This window comes from Kitasatospora sp. NPDC050543 (genome assembly GCF_044457565.1).
Lineage (GTDB): Bacteria > Actinomycetota > Actinomycetes > Streptomycetales > Streptomycetaceae > Kitasatospora.
This window is the reverse complement of sequence record NZ_JBITGZ010000001.1, coordinates 18243-30651: the sequence shown is the minus strand read 5'-3', so window position 1 is coordinate 30651 and position 12409 is coordinate 18243. Positions and strand designations below refer to the sequence as shown.

6 protein-coding genes are annotated in these 12409 nt (G+C 72.2%); all 6 read right to left on the bottom strand.

Annotation, left to right across the window (positions count from 1 at the left end; all coding sequences use genetic code 11):
• Positions 1–9: 9 nt before the first annotated feature.
• Entirely contained in the window at positions 10–1218 is a 1209-nt protein-coding gene (locus ACIBH3_RS00100; protein ID WP_396309535.1) for an acetate kinase, read from the bottom strand.
• On the bottom strand, positions 1211–3472 hold the full coding sequence (gene pta / locus ACIBH3_RS00095; protein ID WP_396309534.1) for a phosphate acetyltransferase: 2262 nt from the start codon (positions 3470–3472) through the stop codon (positions 1211–1213). The genes ACIBH3_RS00100 and pta overlap by 8 nt, the downstream gene beginning before the upstream one ends.
• Positions 3473–3730: 258 nt before the next feature.
• Entirely contained in the window at positions 3731–6094 is a 2364-nt protein-coding gene (gene glgB / locus ACIBH3_RS00090; RefSeq protein WP_396309533.1) for a 1,4-alpha-glucan branching enzyme, read from the bottom strand.
• A gap of 114 nt (positions 6095–6208) precedes the next feature.
• On the bottom strand, positions 6209–7699 hold the full coding sequence (locus ACIBH3_RS00085) for a phosphotransferase (RefSeq protein ID WP_396309532.1): 1491 nt from the start codon (positions 7697–7699) through the stop codon (positions 6209–6211).
• 228 nt (positions 7700–7927) lie between these two features.
• Positions 7928–9673, bottom strand: coding sequence for a maltose alpha-D-glucosyltransferase (gene treS / locus ACIBH3_RS00080; protein ID WP_396309531.1), 1746 nt, complete (start codon positions 9671–9673; stop codon positions 7928–7930).
• Positions 9670–11625, bottom strand: coding sequence for an alpha-1,4-glucan--maltose-1-phosphate maltosyltransferase (locus tag ACIBH3_RS00075; protein WP_396309930.1), 1956 nt, complete (start codon positions 11623–11625; stop codon positions 9670–9672). Before ACIBH3_RS00075 ends, treS begins: the two co-directional genes overlap by 4 nt.
• Between the last annotated feature and the right edge of the window lie 784 nt (positions 11626–12409).

Below are 12409 nucleotides of genomic sequence, written 5' to 3'. Positions count from 1 at the left end.
GTCAGCACCTCAGACCGCCTGGTGGACGAGCGCGAAGCACTGCTGAGCGATCTCCAGTTCCTCGTCGGTGGGGACGACGGCGACGGTCACCCGCGCGTACCGCGGCGAGATGACCCGTGCCTCGCCGGATCGGATCGAGTTCAGTTCGGGGTCCACCGCGATGCCCAGCTCCTCCAGGCCCGCCGTCGCCGCCTCCCGGACCGGCGCCGCGTTCTCCCCGACACCGGCGGTGAAGGCGATCGCGTCCACCCGGCCGAGCACGGCGTAGTACGCGCCGATGTACTTGCGCAGGTGGTGCACATACGTCCGGAACGCCAGGGCGGCGTCCTCGTCACCGGCCTCGGCCCGTCGCATGATCTCGCGCATGTCGTTGTCCCCGCACAGGCCCAGCAGGCCGCTGCGGCGGTTCAGCAGGTCGTCGATCTCGTCGACGGACAGGCCGCCGACGCGGTGCAGGTGGAACACCACGCCCGCGTCGATGTCACCCGAACGGGTACCCATCACCAGGCCCTCCAGCGGGGTGAGGCCCATCGAGGTCTCCACGCAGACCCCGCCGGCCACCGCCGAGGCCGAGGCGCCGTTGCCCAGGTGCAGCACGATCACGTTCAGCCCGACCGGGTCCTTGCCGAGCAGCCGGGCGGTCGCCCGCGCCACGTACTGGTGGGACGTCCCGTGGAAGCCGTAGCGGCGCACCCGGTGCTCGTCCGCGAGGGCCTTGTCGATCGCGTACCTGGCCGCGTGCTCCGGCATGCTCGCGTGGAAGGCGGTGTCGAACACCGCCACCTGCGGCAGGTCGGGGCGCAGCGCCCGGGCCACCTCGATCCCGGTGATGTTGGCGGGGTTGTGCAGCGGCGCGACCGGGATGAGCCGGCGGATCTCGGCCAGCACCTCGTCGGTGATCACGGTCGGCGCCGTGAAGCGCTGCCCGCCGTGCACCACCCGGTGCCCGATCGCGGCCAGCTCGGGGGAGTCCAGGCCGAGCCCGTCGGCGGCCAGCTCCTCGGCGACGGCCTTCAGCGCGGCGTCGTGGTCGGGGAAGACCTGGAGCGTCTCTCGCGCGGCGCCGCCGCGGGGTGTGTGCAGCAGACGCCCGTTGGCCTCGCCGATCCGCTCGACCAGGCCGGAGGCCGGCCGGGAGCCGTCGAGCATGTCGATCAGCTGGTACTTCAGCGACGAGGATCCGGCGTTGAGGACGAGGATGCGGGTGCCTTCACTCACTGCGCTGCTCCTTCGGCACCGCTCTGCGCGCAGTGCTCTCGGTACGGCCTTCGGTGCTGCCTTCGGTACGGCCTTCCGGGCCGGGGCCCTGCGACTGGGCCTGGATCGCGGTGATGGCCACCGTGTTCACGATGTCCTCCACCAGCGCACCGCGCGACAGGTCGTTGACCGGCTTGCGCAGCCCCTGCAGGACCGGTCCGACCGCCACCGCGCCGGCCGAGCGCTGCACGGCCTTGTAGGTGTTGTTGCCGGTGTTCAGGTCGGGGAAGATCAGCACCGTCGCCCGTCCGGCCACCGCCGAGCCCGGCAGCTTGGTGGCCGCGACATGGGCGTCCACCGCCGCGTCGTACTGGATCGGGCCCTCGACCAGCAGGTCCGGGCGCAGCTCGCGGACCAGCTCGGTCGCCTTGCGGACCTTGTCGACGTCCGCGCCCGAGCCCGAGGTGCCGGTCGAGTACGACAGCATCGCGATCCTGGGCTCGATGCCGAACCGGGCGGCCGTCCCGGCGGACTGGATGGCGATGTCGGCGAGCTGCTGGGCGTCCGGGTCGGGGTTGACCGCGCAGTCGCCGTACACCAGCACCTTGTCGGCCAGGCACATGAAGAAGACCGAGGAGACGATCGCGGCGCCGGGCGAGGTCTTGATCACCTCGAAGGCGGGGCGGATGGTCGCGGCGGTGGAGTGCACCGCGCCCGAGACCATGCCGTCGGCGATGCCCTCCTGGACCATCAGGGTGCCGAAGTAGCTGACGTCCGTCACCACGTCCAGCGCCAGCTCCACGGTCATGCCCTTGTGCGCGCGCAGCCTGGCGTACAGCTCGGCGAACTGCTGGCGCAGCGGGCTGGTCGCCGGGTCGACGATCCGGACCTGGGCGCGGTCCGCGGTGCCCTCCTCCAGCGGGAGGCCGATGCCCAGGCTCGCGGCCTTGCGCCGGATCGTGTCGGCCTCGCCGAGCAGCGTGAGGTCGCAGACGTTGCGGCGCAGCAGCACCTCGGCGGCGCGCAGCACCCGCTCCTCGGCGCCCTCCGGCAGTACGACGTGCCGCCGGCCGCCGCGGGTGCCGCCGCCCTCACCGCCGCCGGCGGCGGACGCGCGCGCTGCGCCTCCCCGGGCGCGTTCCAGCAGCTCGTGCTCGAACATCATCGGGGTGACCCGCTCGGAGCGGCTGAGTTCGATCCGCTCGGTCAACTCGGCGGTGTCGACGTGCAGTTCGAAGAGCCCGAGGGCGACCTCGGCCTTCCGGGGGCTGGCGGCGCCGAGCTTGCCCTCCAGGTGGGTGAGCGCGGCGGCGGTGATCCAGCTGCCCTCGGGGACGACCGCGACGGGGGTGCCGGGGGCGAGTCGGGCGGCCAGCGCCAGCACGTTGGCCCCGGGGTGCTGCCCGAGGGTCAGCAGGACGCCGGCGATCGGCGGGGCGCCGGCGGCGTGCGCGGCCAGCGAGCCGATCACCAGGTCGGCGCGGTCCCCGGGGGTGACGACCAGAGCGCCCTCGGTCAGCGCGGTGAGGAAGGTCGGCAGCATCGCGCCGCCGAAGACGAAGCTCCGGACGTCCCTGGCCAGACCGGCGGCGTCGCCGATCAGCAGTTCGGCGCCGGTCGCCTCGACCAGCTGGGCGACGGTCGGCGCGGCGAGCGCCGGCTCCTCGGGTATCACGTACGCCGGGATCGGCAGCTTCTCGCCGAGGGTCTGGCGGATCTGCTGGAGCGCGCCGGGGGCGACCCGGTTGGTGATCATCGCCAGGGTGGCGCAGCCCAGGTCGGTGTACGCCCGGTGGGCGCCCAGCACCTCGGCGATCACCGCCAGCGGGTCCTCGTCGTGCCCGCCCACCACGGGCAGCACGGCGGCGGCGAACTCGTTCGCCAGCCGCGCGTTGAAGGCCAGCTCGTCGGGGATGTTGGTGTCGGCGAAGTCGGTGCCGAGCACCAGCACCGCCTGGCACCTGCGCTCCACCGCCCGGAACCGGTCGACCAGGGTGGAGACCAGCTCGTCCTGCCCCTGCGCGGCCTGGAGCGCGGCGGCCTCCTCGTAGGTCAGCCCGTAGAGGTCGGCGGCGGGCAGGTCGAGCCGGTACCTGGCGCGCAGCAGCTCGACGACGTGGTCGGAGCCGGGTGCGCCGGGGCCCTCGGAGTGCACCAGCGGCCGGAACACCCCGACGCGGTCCACCTGGCGGGTGAGCAGTTCCATGACCCCGAGTTCGACGGCCTGCCGGCCGTCCCCCCGGTCGATCCCGGTCACGTACACGCTGCGCGCCACGTGGGTGTCTCCGTTCGTTCGGGACGGCCGCTCCCCGCTCGTCGTTGGCGGGAGCCACTTCGACCCTACATTCGCATTTCGCCCATCCGTGTGCACCCGGATGACGCCGAAGGGGGCAGTGGGCGAACGCCTCCCCGCCCGATCGCGAGGGCCGGGGGTTCCTCACCCCGGGTGAAAGGGTGACCGCGCTGTGGAAGCACCGCGCGCCGGGAGGGGCGCTCGTGGGCCCTCCCGGCGTGCGGCGTGCGGTGGCGCGGCTCAGGCGGGGCGGAGCCAGAGGGTGGCGAGCGGGGGCAGGACCAGTTCCGCACTGCGGGGCTGGCCGTGCCAGGGGCTGGGCTCGGCCTTGACCGGGTGCGAGTTGGCGACCCCGCTGCCGCCGTAGGCCTCGGCGTCGGTGTTGAGGGCCTCCTCCCAGAGCTGCTCGCGGCGGCCGGGCAGTGCGGGCAGGCCGATCCGGTGGCCGTGGCGCACGACGGGGGAGAAGTTGCACACGGCGACCAGCGGGGTGCCGTCGGCGGCGTAGCGGACGAAGGAGAGCAGGTTGTCCTCGGCCGCGCCGCCGTCCAGCCAGCGGAAGCCGTCGGGGGTGGTGTCCTGCTCCCACAGCGCGGGGGCGTCCAGGTAGACCCGGTTGAGGTCCCGGACCAGGTCGCGTACCCCGTGGTGGTCGGCGGCGGCCGGCCAGTCGTCGGCGAGCACCCACCACTGCGGGCCCTGCTCGTGGTGCCACTCGCCGCCCTGGGCGAACTCCTGCCCCATGAAGAGCAGCTGCTTGCCGGGGTGGGCCCACATGAAGCCGAGGTAGGCGCGGTGGTTGGCGCGCTGCTGCCACCAGTCGCCGGGCATCTTGGAGACCAGCGCCTGCTTGCCGTGCACCACCTCGTCGTGCGAGATCGGCAGGATGTAGCTCTCCGAGTAGGCGTACACCATCGAGAAGGTGATCTCGTTGTGGTGGTACTTGCGGTGCACCGGCTCCTTGGAGATGTACACCAGCGAGTCGTGCATCCAGCCCATGTTCCACTTCAGGCCGAAGCCGAGGCCGCCGGTGTCGGTGGGGCGGGTGACGCCGTCCCAGGCGGTGGACTCCTCGGCGATGGTGATGACGCCGGGGCAGCGGCGGTAGACCGTCGCGTTCATCTCCTGGAGGAAGGAGGCCGCGTCCAGGTTCTCCCGGCCGCCGAACTGGTTGGGCGTCCAGCCGCCACCCTCGCGCGAGTAGTCGAGGTAGAGCATCGAGGCGACGGCGTCCACCCGCAGGCCGTCGATGTGGAACTCCTCGCACCAGTACACCGCGTTGGCGACCAGGAAGTTGCGGACCTCGGTGCGGCCGTAGTCGAACTCCAGTGTGCCCCAGTCGGGGTGTTCGGCACGCAGCGGGTCGGCGGGCTCGTAGAGCGGCTCCCCGTCGAAGCGGGCGAGCGCGAAGTCGTCCTTGGGGAAGTGCGCGGGCACCCAGTCGACGATCACGCCGATGCCGTGCCGGTGCAGGGCGTCGATCAGGTACCGGAAGTCGTCGGGGGTGCCTAGCCGGGCGGTCGGGGCGTAGAAGCCGGAGACCTGGTAGCCCCAGGAGCCGCCGAAGGGATGCTCCATGACCGGCATGAACTCCACGTGGGTGAAGTTCAACTCCTTGAGGTAGCCGGGCAGTTCCTCGGCGATCTCGCGGTAGGTCGTGAGGTCGGGCCGCCAGGAGGCCAGGTGCAGCTCGTAGACGGACATCGGCGCGCGGTGGTGCACACTGCGGGCCCGCCGGGCCAGCCAGTCGCCGTCCTGCCACTCGTACGAGGAGGAGGTGACCACCGAGGCGGTGCCGGGCGGGCACTGGGCGGCGCGCGCCAGCGGGTCGGCCTTGTCGAGTACCCAGCCCTGCCGGGTGTGGATCTCGTACTTGTACTGGGTGCCCTCGGCGAGGCCGGGCACGAACAGCTCCCAGACGCCGGACGAGCCGAGTGAGCGCATCGGGTGGCCGGTGCCGTCCCAGTGGTTGAAGTCGCCGATCACCCGGACGCCGGCCGCGTTCGGCGCCCAGACCGCGAAGGCGGTGCCGGGCACGCCCGAGACGGTGCGTACGTGCGAGCCGAGCGTCCGCCAGAGCTGCTCGTGCCGGCCCTCGGAGATCAGGTGCAGGTCGAGCTCGCCGAGGGTGGGCGCGGCGCGGTACCCGTCGTGCTGGGCGATCGGCTCGCCGCCGGGGTAGCTGACCAGCAGCCGGTGGTCGGCCAGACCCGAGCGGTAGAGCTCGGTGCCGGCCAGCAGGCCGGTGAACAGGCCGCTCCGCTGGTGGGTCAGCTCGGCGGGGCCCTGGTCGGTCTCCACCACCACCCGTTCGGCGAACGGGCGCAGCACCCGGATCGCGGTCCCGCCGTTGACGGGGTGGGCGCCGAGCAGGGAGTGCGGGTCGTGGTGCGCGCCGCAGACCAGGCGGTCCACCTCGGAGGGCGGCAGCGGCGCCTCGGGCAGGCGCAGGGCGCCTGCCGTGGCGGTGGCCCGGGCGGGAGCGGGGTGCTCCGGCTCGGCCCGCTGCGGCACCACGGGCTCGCGCTTCGGTGAGTCCTTGCCCGCGAGGAAGGTCGCGGGCACAGCGGGGGTGGTGCGGCCGGGCAGGTCGAGCGGAGTCACGACGGGGTCCTCCTGCGGGGTCGGTACGGCGTCGACGTCGGGGTCGGGGGAGTGGCGTCGGCGGGCGGCGGGCGGCGGGCGGCGGGTGGCTCGGTTGCGGGCGGCGGGGTGGCGTCAGACGGTGAGGGCCAGGCGGTTGATGGCGGCGAGCGGGATGGGCAGCCAGCTGGGCCGGTGCCGGGCCTCGTACACCACCTCGTACACCGCCTTGTCGATCTCCAGTGCCCGCATCAGCTCCGGCGAGGCCGCCGGGTCGGTACCGCCGCCCGCGGTGTAGCCGGCGCAGAACGCCGTCCGGTTGCGGGCGGCCCAGGCGGCGGCGAGGTGGGCCAGCTCCGGGTCGACCGGGCCGCCGGCCAGCAGGTGGGCGGCCGCGTAGTCGAAGGAGCGGAGCATCGCCGCGACGTCCCGCAGGGCGGTCTGCGGCTCCCGCCGCTCGGCCACCGACTTGGCCGGTTCGCCCTCGAAGTCCAGCAGCACCCAGCCCTGCGGGGTGCGCATCGCCTGGCCCAGGTGCAGGTCGCCGTGGATCCGTTGGACGGGCATGCCGTCCGGGTGGGCGTCGGCCAGCTGCTGGAAGGCGTTGCGCAGCGCGGAGCGGTAGCGCAGCAGGCCGGGTACGGCGCAGACGGCGCTGTCCAGCCGGTCGGCCATCGCACCGGCCAGCTGCCTGGTCTGCGCGCGGTCGAGCCGGGCGACCGGCATCGAGCGGGCCAGCACCCGGTGCACCTCGGCGGTGGCCCGGCCGAGCCGGTGCGCCTCGATGGCGAAGTTGCCCGGGGACGGGTCGCCCTTGAGCCGGCCGACCTGGTCCAGCGCCAGCTCCCAGCCGTCCTCGGCGTCCGGCAGGTAGCGCTGGAGCAGGCCCAGGGTGGCCGGCTCGGCCCGCTCCAGCCGGCTCTCGAACCAGGCGGCGACCCGGGGGATGCGGGTGGAGCCGGCCCGGGAGAGAGCGAGCGAGAGTTCGAGGTCGGGGTTGGTGCCGGGGCTGATACGGCGGAACAGCTTGAGGATGAAGTCGGTGCCGTAGATGACCGAGCTGTTGCTCTGCTCCGCGGTGGAGGCCCGGCCGGGCAGGTTGGCGGGCAGGCCGGGCCCCGGGGTGCGGCGGAAGGAGAGCGAGCCGAACCGGTCGCCGGTCGCCAGGTGTTCCAGCAGCCGCCCGGTCAGCTCGGGGTCGTGCACGGCGTCGTAGAGCACCGCGCCGTCGTACGGGCCCTGGTTGAGCCGGCCCAGGACGGCGCCCGGGGCGATGCCGGCCGGTTCCTCGGAGCGGGTGCCCAGCAGCAGCTGGTAGATGTCCCCGTGCGGCGCGCCACCGGTGGCCGCGTGTTCGACCCGCAGCAGCAGGTGCAGCAGCGAGGGATCGCCGACCTGGAGCGGGGTGCCGACGACGGGCGTGAGGCCGGTGATGGCGCGCCCCTTCCCGGCGTACCAGCGCTGGGTGGGGAGCCATTGGGAGATCAGCGGCAGCGCGGCGTGGACCAGCTCGCTGACCCCCAGGGCGGTTCTCCGCACCCCGGTGCCCCGCGTTCCCGCCGGCGCGGCCGCGCCGCCGGGGGTGTCACGATGCACATGGGCTTGAGAACGGGAGGTTTCGGACATGACTCCCTTTCCCCGGAAGCGGGCCGACTGCCCGACGGGTCTGGCCGGGTCCGTCAGTCTTCCGGATTTCGGCGGCGCGGCGGCGACGGCACGCGAGCGGGGCTCGGGTGTCACGCCATAGTGTGGGTAGCCGTTGGGCTGTTCTCCGTACGCGGTGGTGCAGAGAGACTTCCGGGGGCGCGGGGCTCAACTCTCGCGCCCCCGGAGGGTTTGGTGCCTGACGGATCGTTACTTCGCTCCCGGCCCAGCGGGCCCCGAGGGCCGGGAACCGCTCAGGCGGGGCGGCTTGCGCAGCTGGAACCAGTAGAAGCCGTGCCCGGCGAGGGTCAGCAGGTACGGCCACTCGCCGATCGACGGGAACCGCACCCCGCCGATCAGCTCGACCGGGTACCGCCCCCCGTACCGGCGCAGATCCAACTCGGTCGGCTGCGCGAACCGCGAGAAGTTGTTCACGCACATGACCAGGTCACCCTCGTACTCCCGTACGAAGGCCAGTACCGCGGGATTGCTGGACGGCAGCTCGGTGTACGTGCCCAGGCCGAACGCCGGATTGAGCTTGCGGATCTCGATCATGCGACGCGTCCAGTGCAGCAGCGAGCTCGAACTACTTTGCTGCGCCTCGACGTTGGTCACCTGATAGCCGTACACCGGATCCATGATGGGCGGCAGACTGAGCCTGCCCGGGTCGGCGGAGGAGAAACCCGCGTTGCGGTCGGGCGTCCACTGCATCGGGGTGCGCACGCCGTCCCGGTCGCCCAGCCAGATGTTGTCGCCCATGCCGATCTCGTCCCCGTAGTAGAGCACCGGGGAGCCCGGCAGGGAGAGCAGCAGGGCGGTGAACAGCTCGATCTGGTTGCGGTCGTTCTCCAGCAGCGGGGCCAGGCGCCGGCGGATGCCCACGTTGGCGCGCATCCGCGGGTCCTTGGCGTACTCCGCGTACATGTAGTCGCGCTCCTCGTCGGTGACCATCTCCAGGGTCAGCTCGTCGTGGTTGCGCAGGAAGATGCCCCACTGGCAGCCGCCCGGGATGGTCGGCGTCTTGGCGAGGATCTCCGAGACGGGGTAGCGGCTCTCCCGGCGGACCGCCATGAAGATCCGCGGCATCACCGGGAAGTGGAACGCCATGTGGCACTCGTCGCCGCCCGAGGCGAAGTCGCCGAAGTAGTCGACCACGTCCTCGGGCCACTGGTTGGCCTCGGCGAGCAGCACGGTGTCCGGGTAGTCCGCGTCGATCTCCTTGCGCACCCGCTGGAGGAACTCGTGCGTCTCCGGCAGGTTCTCGCAGTTGGTGCCCTCGCGCGCGAACAGGTACGGCACCGCGTCCAGCCGGAACCCGTCGATCCCGAGGTCCAGCCAGAACCGCAGACCCGCGATCATCTCCTCCTGCACCCGCGGGTTGTCGTAGTTGAGGTCCGGCTGGTGGGAGAAGAACCGATGCCAGAAGTACTGCTTGCGGACCGGGTCGTACGTCCAGTTGGAGGTCTCGGTGTCGACGAAGATGATCCGGGCATCCGGGTACTGCTTGTCGTCGTCGGCCCACATGTAGAAGTCGCCGTACGGGCCGTCCGGGTCCTCCCGGGAGGCCTGGAACCACGGGTGCTGGTCGCTGGTGTGGTTCATCACGAAGTCGATGACCACCCGCATGCCGCGGGCGTGCGCCGCGTCCACGAACTCCATGAAGTCGGCGAGGTCCCCGAACTCGGGCAGCACCGACTTGTAGTCCGCCACGTCGTACCCGCCGTCGCGCAGCGGGGAGGCGAAGAACGGCGGCAGCCAGAGGCAGTCGACCCCGAGCCACTGCAGGTAGTCGAGCCTTGACGTGAGCCCCTTCAGGTCCCCGACACCGTCGCCGTTGCTGTCCTGGAAGGACCGCACCAGCACCTCGTAGAACACCGCGCGTTTGAACCACTCCGGGTCCAGGTGCTTCTTGGAGGTCTCGGCGAAGGTGTCGTGGACGGGCTCGTTGACTGTCACGCTGGGTTCCTCCGAACCGTGAGGAGGTGGGCCGGCTCGGCCGAGGGGTCGAGTCGGACGTAGTTGTGCCGGCCCCAGGTGTACGCGGCGCCGGTCAGCTCGTCGTGCACGGTGAACGGGCCGTCCCCGTCGAGGGTGACGGTGGCCTCGTGGACGTGGTGCGGGTCCAGGTTGACCACCGTGATCACGTGGTCGGTGAGGCCGTCCTCGGTGGTGGCGGTCTTGGAGTAGGCGAGTACGTGCTCGTTGTCGGTCGGGTGGAAGCGCAGGCCGCGCAGCTGCTGGAGGCAGGGGTGGCGCCGGCGCAGGCGGTTCAGCACGGTCAGCAGCGGGGCGAGGGAGTCGCTGCGGCTCCAGTCACGCGGGCGCAGCTCGTACTTCTCCGAGTGCAGGTACTCCTCGGAGCCCTCCTCGGCGGGCTCGTTCTCGTACAGCTCGTAGCCGGCGTAGACGCCGTAGCTGGGCGAGAGCGTGGCGGCCAGCGCGGCACGGATCGCGAACGCGGCCCGGCCGCCGTTCTGCAGGTACTCGTGCAGGATGTCCGGGGTGTTGGCGAAGAAGTTGGGGCGCATGTACGCGGCCGCGTCGCCGGAGAGCTCGGTGAGGTACTCGGTGAGTTCCTGCTTGGTGGTGCGCCAGGTGAAGTAGGTGTACGACTGGTGGAAACCGATCTTCCCCAGGGTGTGCATCATCGCGGGGCGGGTGAACGCCTCGGCCAGGAAGATGACGTCCGGGTCGGTGCGGGCGATGTCCCCGAGGACCTTCTCCCAGAAGACCACCGGCTTGGTGTGCGGGTTGTCGACCCGGAAGATCCGCACCCCGTGCGCCATCCAGAACCGCAGGATCCGCAGCGTCTCCTTGACGATGCCGTCGAAGTCCTGGTCGAAGTTGACGGGGTAGATGTCCTGGTACTTCTTGGGCGGGTTCTCCGCGTAGGCGATGGTGCCGTCCGCGCGGTGGGTGAACCACTCGGGGTGCTTGTTCACCCACGGGTGGTCGGGGGAGCACTGGAGGGCGAAGTCCAGCGCCACCTCCAGGTGCAGGGCCTCGGCCTCGGCCACGAAGTGGTCGAAGTCCTCGATGGTGCCGAGGTCGGGGTGGATCGCGTCGTGGCCGCCCTCGGGCGAGCCGATCGCCCAGGGCGAGCCGACGTCGTGCTGGGAGGCCGTCAGGGTGTTGTCCGGGCCCTTGCGGTAGGCCCGCCCGATCGGGTGCACCGGCGGCAGGTAGACCACGTCGAAGCCCATCGCGGCGACGGCCGGCAGCCGCTCGGCGGCGGTGCGCAGGGTGCCCGAGCGCGGCGGTTCCACGCCGGACGGGTCGACCACCGCGCCCTCGGAGCGGGGGAAGAACTCGTACCAGGAGCCGTACAGCGCCCGCCGACGGTCCACCTGGAGCGGCAGCGGACGGGAGGCGCTCACCAGCTCGCGCAGCGGGTAGCGGGCCAGCAGGTCCAGCACCTCGGGGGCGAGCGCGGCGGCCAGCCGGGACAGCGGCGGCAGGCCGGTGTCGCGCACCGCGTCCACGGCCGCCAGGACGTGCGCCCGGCCCTCCTTCTTCGGTACGCCCGCCGCGGCGCGCTCCAGCAACTGCGCGCCCTCGTCCAGGACGAGCGCCGTGTCGATACCGGCCGGCAGCTTGACGGCGGCGACCCGGCGCCAGCTGGCCACCGGGTCGCTCCACGCCTCGACCAGGTACGACCAGCGCCCGGCGGCGGTCGGGGTGATGCTCGCGCCCCAGCGGTCGGTGCCCGGTTCGAGCTCGCGCATCGGCGTCCAGGGGCCGCTGCGCCCGCGTGGGTCGCGCAGCACCAGGTTGGCGTTCACCATGTCGTGGCCCTCGCGGAAGACGGTGGCGGTGACCTCGAAGGTCTCGCCGACCACCGCCTTGGCCGGGCGGCGGCCTGCGTCGATCACGGGGCTGACGTCCAGGACGGGGATGCGGCCGATCACGGTGTCGCTCTCTGTCGTCTTGCGGGCGGCTGGCTTGCGGTCGGCGGTCTTGCGCGGCGCGGCCGACTTGCGGGGCGCGGCGGTCTTCTTCGCGGCCGCGGTGCCGGCCACGCTGCCGGCCGCGGCGCCCGCCGTCGCCGTACGCGTCGTGCGTTTGCGGGGTGTCGCCTGTTCTCGGGCGGTCGCGGGCTGCTCGGTCCGGGGCGCTCCGGCGCCCCGGGGCCCCGGCATCGTCGCGTCTGCCTGACTGTCAGAATCCATCCGTCCGGCGGATTCTGCGACCGCTGCGCCTGGGGTTTCGGCCACCGGTGTGGACTGGTCCCGCGTGTCGCCGTGCATGCCAAACTCCTGCCCGAGATCGGCGGCAGCTCCCGCGGGCCGGTCCGGGGCCAGGGGAGTACCGGGAGGAACTGCTGGGTGGGTGGAGGACGTGCGCCCGGAGCCTGCCCACGCCGCCGCGCCCGGCAACCTGCCCGACTCCGGTCATGCCTGTGGCCAAGAGTCCGAGAGCCCGCGCGCGTCCCGGCGCACGCCTCTCGGGGCACGCCCCAGAGTGACCCAACCCACCCGAGAACGACTGGGCTGCGCACGAGGACACGCTTCGATTGGCGGCGAGCGCCGAATGGGCTAAGAAGGATGAGGGTCGGTCAACGCGGAAATGGTTCCGGACGTGCTGCATCTAGGGGGGCGCCACCCGTCGCCGCACTCCCCACGGCATCCACGACCTTTGTTCATAGTGGCACCGCCGACAAGACCTACGCAGCGGTACGACAGTAGTTTCGGG

Coding starts and splice junctions, on each gene's coding strand:
- ACIBH3_RS00085 (WP_396309532.1), bottom strand. CDS start 7,699: ATGTCCGAAACCTCCCGTTCTCAAGCCCATGTGCATCGTGACACCCCC.